The organism is Flavobacterium sp., assembly GCF_049590715.1.
Lineage (GTDB): Bacteria > Bacteroidota > Bacteroidia > Flavobacteriales > Flavobacteriaceae > Flavobacterium.
In genome coordinates this window covers 31858-47249 of record NZ_JBAWDL010000202.1, presented here as the reverse complement: position 1 = coordinate 47249, position 15392 = coordinate 31858, and the positions used below count along the sequence as shown (strand labels likewise).

The 15392-nt window shown below is 33.2% G+C and carries 8 protein-coding genes; 2 read left to right on the top strand and 6 right to left on the bottom strand.

Annotated elements, in window-relative coordinates; translation table 11 throughout:
* Positions 1-700: 700 nt before the first annotated feature.
* Positions 701-4432 (bottom strand): Ig-like domain-containing protein, encoded by a 3732-nt coding sequence (locus WBQ70_RS09190; protein WP_423913220.1) that lies wholly within the window; start codon positions 4430-4432, stop codon positions 701-703.
* A 961-nt stretch (positions 4433-5393) separates the two neighbouring features.
* Between WBQ70_RS09190 and WBQ70_RS09185 the strand changes: the two genes are divergently transcribed.
* Entirely contained in the window at positions 5394-6581 is a 1188-nt protein-coding gene (locus WBQ70_RS09185; protein ID WP_423913218.1) for a beta-agarase, read from the top strand.
* 71 nt (positions 6582-6652) lie between these two features.
* On the opposite strand, the gene WBQ70_RS09180 is transcribed toward WBQ70_RS09185, so the two are convergent.
* The 5 genes from WBQ70_RS09180 to WBQ70_RS09160 form a co-directional block, all read right to left on the bottom strand.
* Positions 6653-7219 (bottom strand): GNAT family N-acetyltransferase, encoded by a 567-nt coding sequence (locus WBQ70_RS09180; RefSeq protein WP_423913215.1) that lies wholly within the window; start codon positions 7217-7219, stop codon positions 6653-6655.
* 482 nt (positions 7220-7701) lie between these two features.
* A complete protein-coding gene (locus tag WBQ70_RS09175) occupies positions 7702-9102 on the bottom strand; it encodes an efflux transporter outer membrane subunit (RefSeq protein WP_423913212.1) in 1401 nt (466 codons plus the stop codon).
* Entirely contained in the window at positions 9092-12256 is a 3165-nt protein-coding gene (locus tag WBQ70_RS09170; RefSeq protein WP_423913210.1) for an efflux RND transporter permease subunit, read from the bottom strand. The genes WBQ70_RS09175 and WBQ70_RS09170 overlap by 11 nt, the downstream gene beginning before the upstream one ends.
* Positions 12257-12277: 21 nt before the next feature.
* A complete protein-coding gene (locus tag WBQ70_RS09165; RefSeq protein ID WP_423913207.1) occupies positions 12278-13402 on the bottom strand; it encodes an efflux RND transporter periplasmic adaptor subunit in 1125 nt (374 codons plus the stop codon).
* A 7-nt stretch (positions 13403-13409) separates the two neighbouring features.
* The gene (locus tag WBQ70_RS09160; protein WP_423913205.1) at positions 13410-13907 is read right to left on the bottom strand and encodes a GbsR/MarR family transcriptional regulator; all 498 of its coding nucleotides are present in this window, start codon (positions 13905-13907) and stop codon (positions 13410-13412) included.
* A gap of 183 nt (positions 13908-14090) precedes the next feature.
* On the opposite strand from WBQ70_RS09160, the gene WBQ70_RS09155 reads away from it, so the two are divergent.
* Positions 14091-15332, top strand: coding sequence for an HD domain-containing protein (locus WBQ70_RS09155; protein ID WP_423913204.1), 1242 nt, complete (start codon positions 14091-14093; stop codon positions 15330-15332).
* Positions 15333-15392 lie beyond the last annotated feature (60 nt).

The window sequence follows — 15392 nt, the reverse complement described above, 5'->3', positions numbered from 1 at the left end:
CACCGTTGAAAAGGATGGATTACACATTAAATTACCAAAAGAAAAAGTAGGGGATTATGCTTTTGCATTTAAAATTACGCCTAATACATAATTTGTAAATTTTAAAACATATAAGTCAGGACAAACGCATGCGTTTTATAACCGCAGATTGCTTCGCCCGTTCGCTATTGCTCGGGTCGCTGATTTTTTAATTAGTTGTGATTGCGGATAAACCGCTACAACTGGTATTAACGCAAATTTATTCGTATCTAAAATAAAATTAAGGGAAAAAAAATACAAAGCAGTAATTGCTTCCTTAAAATAAGAAATACTGAAACATAGAACAGAACTAAATGAAACTGATAAAAACTATCCTGAAATTCAATAGGTGATTGACAAGCATTGGAATGATTGACTACATCCAACAAATTATTTTTTGAAAACAATAATAAAATGAGTTAGCCAGTAGTAAGAAACATTTCAAACTGACCGATTAATCGCTAAATAAATTAGAAACGATTGTCCGAGGTGATTGCCGTGTACAATGTTGTTGAACCAAACTAAATAGTTAGAATGTGAAGAATTTTTCCCTTAGAGTCAATGATAAAAAATCAGAAATTCCTGAGGCTATTATCGCAAAATAAAATAGCTTATTTAAAAAAACAAAGAGGCTGTCTTTGCGGACAGCCTCTTATAAAAAAATTCTTTATTGTAAGTTAATTTACTTTATAATCTTTTTGGTTAATTGTTGTCCATTTGCATTTACTTTCAAAAGGTAAATACCTTGACTAGGGAAGGCCTCAGAAGGAATCATAAACTCATTTTTATCTGAATTTCCAGATTTAATTAATTTACCATTCATATCTGAGATACTGTATGACAAGGAGTTGTCTGCACCAGTTAATTTAACCGTTAGATTCTTATTCCCTATTGGGTTTGGATAAACAGTAAGCGTCATTTGTGAGTTTTTAAATGCTACCACTTTTGTGCTTAACGGAACATCTATGATATTAGATAATGCTATTTTTTTCTCAATATTAGTTGTATAGTCTCCTCCAATAGTACGGAGTGCAATTACAAACCTATAATCATTGTTTATAGCTAATGGAGAAGATACTGTTACATTTATAGAAGCTGTTTGATTATTTCCTGCATTTACTGTAATAGTTTTATCGGCAATATAAATATTATCAGGTGTTTTTAAAGTTATGTTAATGTCTCTTTGTTCTTTAGCTGAGTAAATTGCGTTCAGTGAAAAAGTAGTTGTTTTGTCACTAAAAGATGCGGGCAGGTTAGAAAAATCTACCGATTCAGTTACAGGAATTGTAGTACCACTACAAACAAAACTTAATTTAGTCCATCTACCTCTAGAATACGCTGTAGTAGCTCCTTCTGGAATTTTACCGTTAGTATGTGAGCTAAATTCAACTTGAATTTCGTCTCCTTTTTTAACATTTATACCTGTCCACGTTTTGGTTTCTGGTTTGTAATCTACAGACGTTTCACCGTTTTTATGGGTTCCAACTAAAACACCTCCCACTTTTAGAACATAAGTGGATTCTCCATCAAGTTCTGATAATGTGTTTATAGTAATATCATAAGTACCATCATTCCCTGAAAAGTTTTGCTTAACCGCTGCAAATACACCTTTATGTTGTGCAGCATTGATTGCCATAGCACTCTTTACATTGTCTATGTATCCAGCAACAAAACCAGTCACTTGTGTTATAGGGAAGTCAATAGCATTCATGTCTATATTAGCACAAGTAGGATTTGGAGTAGGATTTGTTACACAGTTTTTTTCACGATTAGATTCTGGTGTTAGGATGTTTTTAGCATCAGCTCCTCTATTTGATTTGAATAATACAATTCTATCTACACTATGTCCTTTTGATCTTCCAGCGTGTTCAATTGTGTACTCGCCTGCAGTGGGAAAATTGGCCCACATGCTCATACCATTAATTTTAACGCCAGCAGCATGGGTTTCGCCGTAACACTCGTATACAAAATCAGATTTTTGAATCCAAACTTTAGTAGGTGCAGTTAAGGTATATTCAACTCCTGCTTTAATACCATAAAATCTAACATTATTGTCTTTAATATTCAAAAAAGCATCATTGGCGGCATCACCAGTAGCTGCTTGCGGATCTCTTACATTTCTCCATAAAAATTGATAAATCCCAGGATTTGTGATTTTTATTTTATAGGAAAGAGTATGTGCGGCTACTGGTGCACCAAAATGATCAGGACCAGTATATCTTAAATATCCTGTTCCTGTTGGAGTTGTAGTTCCTACGGCACCAGTTTCAAGGGTAAACTGGGCTTTTTCATAATTCGCAGCACTCTCAGTTTCAATAATTAGCAAACCATTCTCTTCTTCAAAATTACATCCAGATTCAATTGCTGGTGCCTCTGTTACTGTAATAACTGAACTCGCAATAAAATTACCGTCTTGGGTAGTACCAGTAATGGTAGCTGTTCCTTTTGCTACTCCAGTCACAATACCATTTGAAACTGTTGCTGTACTAGCATTACTAGTTGTCCAAGATATTGTTTTATCAGATGCATTAGTTGGTGTAATCACTGTAACTAATGATATTGTTTTACTTTGTTCTACAGTAGCTGTCTGAGGTGTTATACTTATCCCTGTAACAGCAATATTTTGTCCCCCTGATTTTGTTATTAGTGCAACCCAGTCAGAAGTCGTATTACTAGGTGGATTACCAATACTTATACTTGCTCCACCACTAATAGAAGTAACAGATCCATTTTGTAATCCCCCTCCATCTCTTGGATTAAACCATTTAACATTGAAATTACCTGATTCTCCAGAAAGATTAAGACTACATGCTCCTCCGTTTTCAAGATAAATGATATACCTTTGACCTACTTGAGCAAGACATTTATTGCTGTCACCAGTAGCTAATGCATCATTATTCTGCATTTTCCAATATTCAATACCATTTCCTTGGATGAATTGCAATATTGCAATTTTAGACCATTCGAACATTGTCGAAAATCGATTGAAATTTTCCGTTTTAAAATCTCCTTGAGAGCCTCCATACCACATAACTCCAGCTCCACCTCCCATTAAGCCTTTCCATAAAATCTTTTTTCTAGCTTGTGGAATTACAGTATTGTCATTTATGTCTTCAGAGGTAAACATACCAGTAGAACCTGGGTTTTGCTCATCACTCGCTACAACCCATGGTTTTCCAGCATTTTTGGATGCATCAACCCATGTTTTAATTCCTGATTTTCCATCGTAAGAATCATTATAATCAAGGCCCTTACCACTTTGAATAGATGCCCCAGTTATATTTGCATTGTTATTAATAAAATAGTTGTAATAAGTTTCATGAGTACCTGGATAAGTATGTATTACTCTATGATTTTGCCAAGGATCAATACTTGCTAGCCAGTTAATTCTTGGAATAGCATTTGCTGGGTCAGTACCATCTTTCCCTCCAAATTCTTCTGAGATATTCCACTCAAGTCCTAAGTGATGACCAAATCTTGCCACCATTTCACGATAATATACTTTAATTTCATCTAATGAAAGGGCATTCCAGTTTTCGGCCTCAGCAAATTTTAAGTGAAGTACAAGACCATTTTTTTCAGCGTGATTTAAAACAATTTCCCATTGGTCCAATTTAGAAACATCATATTGAAATTTATTAGACAAAGTAGTCCAAGGATATACATTCTTGTCATCTCCTCCAAATAAGGACATAGACATTGAATTTATTTGTTCGTTTTTTAAATAATTAATAGCTCCAATTAAGTTTTTACCTTTTCCACCATTCCATGTTGGATCGCCAGTTTTCCAATCAGTTGTATGTGGACTATAAGAATGTTCAGTACAAAGACCACAAGTATTTTTAGTACCGATATGGTCAAAATCATTATAATCAAGTAAGTTTTCCGGAGAGTCTGGTCCAAACTTTAAAAAATACTCTCCTGTCTCTGCCCATTTTAAATACCTACGTTGGTTATTTGTTCCTGTTGTTTGATACTCTAATCGACCTTTGGCTCTCAAATCAGGAAGTACTGCAACAGCATTGGTAACATTGTTAATAGTACCTGATAAGTTATAAGTAGGAGTAGGGAGTTGATTTACGTCTTTTAGAGAGACATCTGTACCAGAATAAAAGAGAACTTGATATGTCCAATTTCCTGTTGCGTAAGGTCTCAAATAAGCTTTAAATAGGCTACCAGTCGTAGCACTAGTATTTGCAGCATTACCGTCGGCTGCAAAATAACCAGGTACTCTAATTTTATTACCGTTTGGATCGGTAAAAATAACATCCATTCTGTTGTTTTTAAAACTAGTATCTGATTCAGTTACTGTTGAGGGCAAACTGAGTGCTACAGTAATTCTATCCCATTTCCGGAAGGGAGACTCTCCATTTATCGCTACAGTTTGGCTATAGCCTGAAAAGAGCGTCATCATAAAAAAAATTACTAACACGGAAAACCGTGATCTTGTAGTGAATTTAATCATAAATAATAATTGTTAAAGGTTAAAATAATTCAATTTGGTTAAATGATATGTTCTTTAAAATTTAAAAATGGAGGAATCATAAAGATTTGTATTTGATAAATAAATTGTAGTAAGTGTTCCTCATCGTGAGCTATTTTTAAATTCTAAAACGATTGCAAAATGTATATTAATTATGTCTTATTTACTATTTCCATTTCTGTATTTTATTTAATTGGTTATGAATCATTATTTTTTTGAAATGAATTAATTTATATGTTAATATTGTAAATATAATCTCGTTATTTATTAGTTATAAATCCTTTTAGTAATGATTTTTAATTAATACATAAAAGGCAAAAATAATTAAATAAGCCAAAGTATAGATAATCAAATGGTTTTAAAGCAATAACAAATGATTATTTAACAAATAAAAAACTATTAATTAATAGTAAGCTTATTGAAACAATTTTTAACAAGAAATATTGTGAATTATCCCCGTTTTTATATACCTAAGGTTATTATTGAAGCAGTTGATAAAGAAATTATAATAAACAACTATATATAATTTTATTAATTGCTTACAATGAGAATCGTTTTAAAATTATTTTCTGTGATATAACAAATTGCTTTTGATTATATTTTTATTGAGAGCACAAATCATTTACTTCTTTTTGAGATTGTTAAATCCTCAATTAAAACCAGCAGAATAATTAATTACGTTTTTGCCGTGATAGTAAATCTTTTTGAATTGTTATGATTAGGTAAAATCAATCTAAAGTTCCTTTTTTTTGAATTTATTGTAATGCATTATTTAATTATCATAATAAAATACAGTTGAAATGATACTAATGTCTAGTTCTTATCAAGTTGCTTTATAAGTTATCTTATTTACTTAAAGTTATTTTTACAAAATAATATTAACGATAAAATAATGAGTTATTTCAAATTAATGCAAACCGTAGTACTCGTACTTTTTTTTCTTTCTTGTAATGCGCAACAACAGTCTAAAAACATAAAAAAAGACACTAAAAAGAAGGAAGATATCCGAACTTTGGCTTTGCCTGCGCATTTGCAAAACGAAGGGAAATGGAAATTTCAAGCTAATATCTCAGATGATTTTAATTATATCTATGAAGAAACAAACAAAAGTATGAATTTCGGGCCTAATAAATGGGTGAATTTTTACCAAAGTCAATGGGATGGACCAGGAACAACCTATTGGAAATACAATCATGTTTCTGTAGATGGGAATAATTTAATTTTAAAAGCTTCGAGATGGAATAAAGAATTTGAATATATGCCTTTGACTGGAAGACCTAATAAAATGAATAAACATCACGAAGGGGTTAATGCAGGTTGCATCACTTCAATTAATACGGTAGTCTATCCCGTTTTTATTGAATCCAAAGTAAGTGTGGCTAATATAGCTTTGGCTTCTGATGTGTGGTTATTAAGTCCTGATGCTACTCAAGAAATTGATATTTTAGAGTGTTATGGAGGTAAAGGATCTGGCAATGCTTATTTTGCCAAATCAATTCATTTGAGCCATCATTCTTTTGTTCGTGAACCGTTCACTGATTACCAACCTAGAGATATTGGTTCTTGGTATGAAAAAGAGGGAGTAACTGCTTGGGGGGACTACTGCTGGAAAGAGGAAGACCAAAAATATGTAAGAATAGGAGTATACTGGAAAAACGCATTCCATTTTGAATATTATATAGATGGGGAGTTGGTTCGGGTATTGTATGATAAATCTTTAGCTAATAAAAGAAAAGATAAATGGGAGTATGGTTACCCTACGATGACAGATAATAAACTTGATATTGAATCTGGACAGCAAAAAATAACAAATTTTAGTACCACTGAAACCTATTCCTTTGAAGAGTTAAAGAAAGCCAATGATGTTTCAAAAGTAAGTATTATTGATCCTTATAACTATCAAGACGGAAATGGTTTTACTAAAGAGTTAAATATCATCATCAATCTAGAATCTCAAGATTGGCATGTAGATGCAGGAAGAACTCCATCTGATGAAGATTTGAAGAATGAGAAAAAAAACACAATGAAAGTAGATTGGTTGCGCGTATTTAAACCAACAACAACGGTCTCGGAACATTAATGACAAGTTCTAAACGTTACAGTCTATTCATCAATTTTAGTGGATACTCGTAGTTAAAGAAGTACATTTCTTTAATTAATCTTAGTTGGTTTTCGTTGAAGGTGTTTCATTTTCTTTCCTATAAATACTTTTGTACCCACTAATTCGAAACCTAAATTTAAATACAGTTTTTCAGCTTTAGGGTTGTTTTCATCAACTAACAACCCTAATATTTCTTGATTAGCATCGTACTTGTTTATTACAAATTGCAACAATTTTGTTCCAATGCCTTTTCCTTGACTTTTTGGATCAACACCAATAGAATCAATGTAATACTCTCCTTGTTGTGTTTCATTTTCTAGACTAAAGTCAGCCTTATAATGTTTATTTATATACTCTATTATAGGTTTTCTTAGTACATCTAATTGGGCGCCATCATAACTATTTAGAGTGCCTTCAATTCCTATTGGGCCTTCGGCTACAAAACAATTTAGATAAGAATATTGGTTGTTTTCTTTTTCAACAAAATAAAGCAGAAACTTCTTTGCTTCCTTAGCATTTTTCATTCCTATAAATTGATAGAGAATTTCTTCCATTGCAAGAAATAAGTGTGCTGATATTTCAATAGCATCTTCTATCCTAGCTTTTCTAATTATCATTTCTAAAATTTTGCCTAACAACCATTGGTTAAAAACTTCCGTTTGATTAAAACAAATATAGTAAACTACTTGAATAAAAAGTTGACTTCTTGTACTTACAAAATACAACCTATTACAGAGTCCTCCTTTAGGCTCGATCAATACTTTGAAACATTTTAGGTAAAAAGCTATCAATCATAACCGATGTTTACATTGAATTGAACCCTTCATTTTGCGAACCGACGAGTACGTAACCCGTACCCTCCTGTAGCGAAGTGAAAGGAAATAAAGGTGAAAGCAGGAGAAAGGGATTATGAAAAGGAATTATTCTGCTTAAAAAACACACAACATTTAATGCTTTTACTAAAATCGACTTCGACAAGCTCAGCTTGACAAAAAAAGCATTTTATGTTGTTGTCTAAAACGAAAAAAAAAGCCACTAAGTAAATACCTAGTGACTTTTCTAATAACCAACCAATTATAACCTAACTTAAGGCTAATTTTTATTGCCATCCGCCACCTAAGGCTTTGTATAATTGAATAACGGCTTTGTATTTTTGGTACTTGTTGTCAACCAAACTTAATTTGGCATTCAAAGCATCATTTTTAGAGGTTAGCACTTCTAAATAATTAGCTAATCCGTAAGTCAATAACTCATCAGAATAACTAGCTGCTTTGGTCAAGGCTTCGACCTGTTTTTCTCTCACCGAAATTTTGTAAGTTTCGTTGTTGTATTGTGCTAAGGCATCTGAAACTTCCTTTCCCGCTGTTAAGAGTGATTGCTGAAACTGTAAATAGGCTTTTTCTTGATTGGCTTTCGCAATTTCATATTTGGTTTTGATTTGCCTTTGATTTAAAATAGGCTGTGTTAAACCCGTAATTACACTAGCAAAAATCGAATTGGCACTAAACCATGTATTGATATCAATACTTTGCAATCCACCTGTTGCCGTTACTTTCAATGAGGGGTAAAAACTGCTTTTGGCCACATTTGTCATTTCAAAATTAGAAATCAAATTATACTCGGCAGCAATAACATCTGGACGATTGCGGAGTAAACTCACGGGAACTCCAATGGTGATTGTAGGTTGGAGTTTTTGCACTCCAAAACTGCTACGTCCTATGGCTGTAGGTCCTTGTCCTAAAAGAGCACTTAATGTGTTTTCTAACAAAATGGTGTTGTTCTTCAAATCGGCAATGATCAGTTGAGTCGCATATTTTTGCGCTTCGGTTTGTTTAACACCTACTTCGGTTACGTTTCCTGCTTTTTTCAACGCTAGGATGGTTTCGATGCTTTTGTCTCGGTTTACCAAAGTTTCCTCGGCTACTTTAATTTGTTCATCTACCGCTAATAATTGGTAATAAGTAACAGCAATAGCTGAAATTAATTGGGTTTTTATTGCTTGATTTGCTGCATTTGTTTGTAAATAAGCAGCGTTAGCACCTCTTTTATTACTACGAATTTTCCCCCAGATATCGGCTTCCCAACTTAAACTTCCTGTCAATTGAAATTGATCAACCGAAGTGTTTCTAACGATGGCTCCAAACTGGCTGTTTTTAGACAATTCTTGATGCGTCCAGTCTGTCCCTACAGATAGAGTAGGGAAGTAGCCGGCTTTTCCTTGCAACATCGTAGCTTGTGCAACAGCTAAATTTTGCATTGCAATACGAACATCTAAATTGTTAGTCAACCCTTTATGAATGTATCCTTGTAAAACAGGATCTGTAAATAGTTTTTCCCAACTTAGATTCGCCAGTGAAATAGTATCCGAAGACAGTTTTTCAGACCGGTATAAATTATCTGTTTGAACTTCTGGTCGTTTGTAATCTTTGGCTACAAAACAGGCTTGCATTATAGTTGCTACAATAACAAGTAATGCTATTCGATATATTTTATTTTTCATTGTTTTCTTCTAAAGATTCAACATCTGATTCATGGGCAACAGGCAATGGTTTTATCGAAATTTTTTCTTGTAAATTTTGGAAAACGATAAACAAAATCGGAATTACAAATACTCCTAAAAGAGTTCCTATTAGCATTCCACCAATCGCTCCAGTTCCAATGGCTTTGTTACCTACTGCACCAGCTCCTTGCGCCAACATCAATGGTAATAATCCAAAGATAAAAGCAAAGGATGTCATTAAAATAGGACGCAAACGGGCTACAGCTCCTTGAATGGCTGCTTGGATTACACTTAGTCCTTTTCGTCTGGCATCAGCCGCAAACTCTACAATCAAAATGGCATTTTTGGCTAATAAACCAATCAACATAATGAGCGTAATCTGGAGGTAAATATTATTACTTACATCAAATAAATAAGCGAAAATAAAGGCTCCTGCTAAACCAACTGGTAGTGAAAGTAATACTGCAAAAGGCAAGATGTAACTTTCATATTGAGCAGCAAGTAAGAAATAGACAAACACTAAACATAATATGAAAATAAATAAGGTTTGTCCGCCTGCACTAATTTCCTCACGCGTCATTCCTGAAAATTCATATCCGTATCCAAGAGGCAATTTTTCGTTAGCTACTTCCTGAACAGCCTTTATAGCATCTCCCGAACTAAATCCTTCATTTGGAGCACCCGTAATCTTAACAGAGGTAAACAAGTTGAAACGATCGATGGCTTGAGGGCCAAATACTTTTTCTAATTTTAAAAATTGTGTTATTGGAGCCATTTGTCCATCCTTATTTCGAACTAAAACAGTATTCAAAGATTCTGGATCACTTCTAAACTCTGGTTCAGCTTGATACATGACACGGTATTGTTTTCCAAATTTATTAAAGTTGGATGCATAAACTCCTCCATAATACCCTTGCATTGTTCCTAGGATATCTGTAACAGTCAACCCTGCTTTTTTGATATTAGCCACATTCAAATCAATTCGGTACTGTGGATAATTTGGTGAAAATGAAGTAGCTGCATATTTAATTTCGGGTCGGCTATTTAAAGCAGCTAAGAAATCATTGTTTACAGTACTTAATTCTTTGATAGTTCCTCCTTTTTGATCCTGTAATTGCATTTCAAATCCATTTGAATAACCAAAACCAGATAATGTAGGACGAGCAAAAAACAAGACTCTGGCATCTTTAACAGAGGCTGCACGTTTAAATAATTCTTTCACAACGGCACTAATTTCGTTATTTACCTCTTTACGATTAGCCCATGGTTTTAATTTTAAAATTACCATACCATAGTTACTACCAGAACCACTTATGATACTTCTACCAGAAATACGAAGTATCTCTTTAATTTCAGGCATATCTTTTATTTTATTCTCTACTTGTAATAAAACGGCTTCCGTTTGTTTTAACGAAGTTCCTGGTGCTAATTGAACATCAGATATGATTGCTCCCGTATCTTCACTTGGCACAAAAGCTTTTGGTGTAGTATTTAATAACAGGATAAAAACCCCAGCAAAAGCAGCAATACCTAAGAAAGCTAACCATTTGCGTTTTACTAAAAACTCAACTGATTTTTTGTATTTATTAGTTGTTGTTTCAAATCCAGCATTAAAGGCAGTGTAAAAACGATCTAAAAATCCTCTTTGCTTATTAGGATCATGTTCTTTTAAGAAAATGGCACACAAAGCAGGAGATAGGGTAAGGGCATTAATTGCAGAAAGTACAATTGCAATAGCTAATGTTAATCCAAACTGTTTGTAGAAAACCCCAGCAGATCCACTAATAAAGGATACAGGAATAAACACCGCAGACATTACTAATGTGATGGAAATAATGGCACCACTAATATCACCCATGGCACTATGTGCCGCTTTTTTAGGATCGTGTTCTCCAGCTTCCATTTTGGCATGTACGGCTTCGACAACAACAATGGCATCATCAACCACAATTCCGACGGCGAGGACTAAGGCAAATAACGTCAACAAGTTAATGGTAAAACCAAATAAACTTAAGAAGAAGAAGGTTCCTAAAATAGCTACGGGTACCGAAATAGCAGGAATAAGAGTGGATCTCCAATCTTGTAAAAAGATAAAAACAACAATAAATACCAATATAAAAGCCTCAATCAACGTGTGAATCACTTTAGTAATCGATTCACTTAAAAAGTCATTAGCATTAATTAAAGTGGTATATTTTACTCCTTTAGGGAAGTTCAACTGTGCTTTATCTAATACTTTTAAGGAATTTTCAATTACCTCTTGTGCATTTGAACCTGCGGTTTGTGCTATGGCAATACCCACTGATTGATTTCCATTTGTAAGCGTACTACTTGCATAATTAACAGCTCCCAATTCTATTCGGGCAACGTCTTTTAATTTTAAAATTTCACCATTTGCAGTAGAACGAACGATGATTTCTTCAAACTCTTGTGTGCTTTGTAAACGGCCTTTGTATTTTAAAACATATTGAAAAGATTGGTCACCACTTTCACCCAATTGTCCTGGAGCGGCTTCAATATTTTGTTCTGCTAACAAAGCAGTAATATCCGAAGGAATTAAACCATAAGCTCCCATAATATCTGGTTTTAACCAAATACGCATCGAATAATCTCTTTGACCAAATATAGTTGCATCACCTACACCTGCAACTCTTTTAATTTTAGGTAGAATATTGATATTGGCATAGTTTTGAAGAAAAGTCATATCGTAATCAGGGTTTTCACTATATAAAGAGAAAATCAAGATATTATCACTTTGTCTTTTGGAAGTAGTAACTCCCGCTTTTGTAACTTCTTGTGGCAATAAAGGTGTTGCACGGGACACACGATTTTGAACGTTTACAGCAGCCATATCAGGATTTGTACCTAATTTAAAGTAAATGCTTATTGATGCTGAACCATCATTATTCGAGGTCGAAGTCATATAACTCATGTCCTCTACACCGTTGATTTGTTCTTCCAAAGGAATTACTACCGAGTTCATTACCACTTCGGCACTGGCTCCTTGATAATTAGCAGATACAGTTACTGTAGGCGGTGCTATTTCGGGGTATTGTGAAACGGGGAGCGAGATTAACCCTAATACTCCCAATATAACGATGATAATAGAAATCACCGTTGACAATACGGGTCTGTCAATAAATTTTGAAAACATAAGCTGTTATTATTTCAATTATTAATTTGTTGATTTAATTTTCTCAGGATTAATTATAGTTGCATAATCAACTATTTCTGGCTTGATAGGTGTTCCTTCGGTAACAATTCCAACACCTTCAATAAGGATTTTATCATTGACATTCAATCCTTTATCCACTACAAAAAATTGACCTCCAGGTACGGCACGCACTTCAACAGGAATCGCTTTTACTTTATTTTCTTTATCAGCAATAAGAACAATACGTTTGTCTTGTAATTCTAGGGTAGCATTTTGAGGTATAAGGATAACATCTTTTAAATCTGTCGGAATTTGGATTATTCCACTGATTCCAGAACGCAATAATTTATTAGCATTAGAGAAGCTTGCCCTAACGTTGAACGAACCTGTTTGAGAATTAGCTTGTCCACTAAAAGTTTCAATTTTTCCTGTTTGTTCGTACACCATTCCGTTACTTAAAACCAAATTAACACGTGGCATATTCGCAATCTTTTGTTCGAATGATTTTCCTTCTGCATGCATCATAATATCTAGCTGTTGCTTTTCATTCACTGAGAAATAAGCATAAACCGTACTAACATCTGAAATACGCGTTAAGGGTTCAGCTGTTTGGCTGCTCACATAACTCCCTATTCTTAAAGGTAATGATCCAACAATTCCATTCACAGGACTTTTAATAGAGGCATAATTAATTTTTGCAACGATACTTTGATACGTACTTTTTGCAACAGCAAGATTTGCTTTAGCTGTAGCCAATTGAACATCACTTATGATATTGCGGTCTACTAGTGGTTTCAAACGATCAACTTCTACTTGCGCAGCTGTTATTCTTGCTTTGGCAGCACCCGCTTCTTGGTTTGCTGTTTGTGTTTCCAACTTGAAAAGCAGTTGTCCTTTTTTCACCTGTTCACCTTCTTGAACATATATTTTTTCAATGTAACCATCCACTTTTGCGCGAATATCAATATCTGTAATTCCTTCTACACTAGCGGGATATTCTGCTAGTAAAGTAGTATTCGATTTAGAAAGTTGAACAACCTTATAGGTCATAACAGGGGGTGGTGCTTGCTCATCCTTTTTTTTGTTACAAGATGATAATAAAGTAATTGACAACAAGATTACGCTTATAAAATAGCTCTTTTTCATATGGAAATTATTTATTGGATTTGTTATGAATTTCAATTTTTTTAAATTCGTTAATTGTTTTTAGAAATATTTTTTTTACATCAAGAACGTGTTCTCTATAGGCTTTAACGTTTTGCAAATTGCAAATCTCTTCAGGACAAGAAGCTGTTTTTTCTCTGTAATCTACTATTCTATCCATAATAAGATATTCAGAATCAATCAATTTTAAATAGTTATCTAGTCGCTCACTTAAATCGGCTGGCTTAAAATATTTTTTTCGATCACCTGGTTTAGTGATATAAGATATTTGATCCATTTTTAATAGTAAATTCAAATTAGTCGAAATAGAACTTTTACTAGCGCCTATTTTTTCTATTAAAGATTCAAATGTTAATCCAGTTTTGCAACCGTCAATGATAAGGGTGCCTAAAATTCTTGCCGCCAATGGAGGAATGTTGTATAATTTTTCAAAATGGTTACCAAACATTTCGATAATTTCTAGTCTATCATTTTCGATACTCATCATTAGTATTTATTTTTTTGCAAATCTACAATTGGTTCGGTAATTACTGAACTGAACGAACTTAAATTTTTGTTAAACATTTGTTTAATTAAAAATAGAATTTGCAATAGAGCCAAAACCGCATTTATAACTAAGCTTTTAAAATCAATTTTCCTTATATTTGTTGACCTTAAAAAAAATTTCATAGTGAGTCATATCAATAAGCTAAAAATATTCAATGATCCTATATATGGATTTATTACCATTCCCAATGCGTTAATTTATGATTTAATTCAACACCCCTATTTTCAAAGGTTAAGACGAATAACCCAAATGGGATTATCATATTTAGTGTATCCAGGGGCAAATCATACTCGTTTTCACCATGCCTTAGGTTGTATGCATTTGATGCAAAAAGCAGTCGATGTCCTTCGTTTTAAGGAAGTTCTTATTTCTGATGAAGAAGAAAACGCATTGTATATTGCCATTTTATTACATGATATAGGACATGGACCATTTTCGCATACTATGGAAAAAAGTATAGTTGAAGATGTCCATCATGAGCAAATTTCATTATTGTTTATGGAACAATTAAATATTGAATTTGATGGAAAATTAAATTTAGCTATTAAAGTTTTTAAAGGGGAGTATCATAGAAAATTCATGTTGCAATTGATTTCTAGTCAGTTAGACATGGATCGAATGGATTATTTGAAGCGAGATAGTTTTTATTCAGGAGTGGCTGAAGGAAATGTTAATTCAGAGCGATTAATCCAGATGATGAATGTAGTAGATGATTTCTTAGTAATTGAAGAAAAAGGAATCTATTCGATTGAAAAATTCTTGATGTCTAGACGTTTAATGTATTGGCAAGCTTATCTACATAAAACTAGTTTGGTAGCCGAATTAATTTTGACCAAAGTTTTGAAAAGAGCCAAAGAATTAACAACAAAGGGGATTCAATTGTCATGCAGTGAACCTTTATTGTTTTTTATGCAAAACAAAATATCCTTTGAAACTTTTGATGCTAAAAATTTAAATTTATTTTCTCAATTGGATGATTTTGATATTATTAGCGCTTTGAAATCTTGGCAAAATAATCCTGATTTCATATTAGCATCTTTAAGTAAAATGATTATCAATCGTGATTTGTTAAAAATAAAATTAACAACGGAAAAACCTACTATTGATGATTTAGAGCTATTTAAAGAGAAATTTGCACAGGAAAACAACCTAAGTTTACAAGAGGCTAATTATTTTGTTTTCAAGGGGAAAATAAAAAATCAAGCCTATAGTAAGGAAGCTGAACCCATTCGAATACTTAAAAAAGACCGTTCAGTAGAGGATGTTTTTGAATCTCCAGACCAGCTGAATTTAAAATCTTTATCAAAATCAGTAACTAAGTACTATATTTGTTTCCCAAAACAACTCGAACAAATAAAGATTTAACATCAATTTTTTTATATTTTTGTCGAAAGGTAGAGAGGCAATCATTTTTTTAAAAGGAAC

Coding starts and splice junctions, on each gene's coding strand:
- WBQ70_RS09165 (WP_423913207.1), bottom strand. CDS start 13,402: ATGAAAAAGAGCTATTTTATAAGCGTAATCTTGTTGTCAATTACTTTA.
- WBQ70_RS09185 (WP_423913218.1), top strand. CDS start 5,394: ATGAGTTATTTCAAATTAATGCAAACCGTAGTACTCGTACTTTTTTTT.
- WBQ70_RS09160 (WP_423913205.1), bottom strand. CDS start 13,907: ATGATGAGTATCGAAAATGATAGACTAGAAATTATCGAAATGTTTGGT.
- WBQ70_RS09190 (WP_423913220.1), bottom strand. CDS start 4,432: ATGATGACGCTCTTTTCAGGCTATAGCCAAACTGTAGCGATAAATGGA.
- WBQ70_RS09170 (WP_423913210.1), bottom strand. CDS start 12,256: ATGTTTTCAAAATTTATTGACAGACCCGTATTGTCAACGGTGATTTCT.
- WBQ70_RS09175 (WP_423913212.1), bottom strand. CDS start 9,102: ATGAAAAATAAAATATATCGAATAGCATTACTTGTTATTGTAGCAACT.
- WBQ70_RS09180 (WP_423913215.1), bottom strand. CDS start 7,219: ATGATAATTAGAAAAGCTAGGATAGAAGATGCTATTGAAATATCAGCA.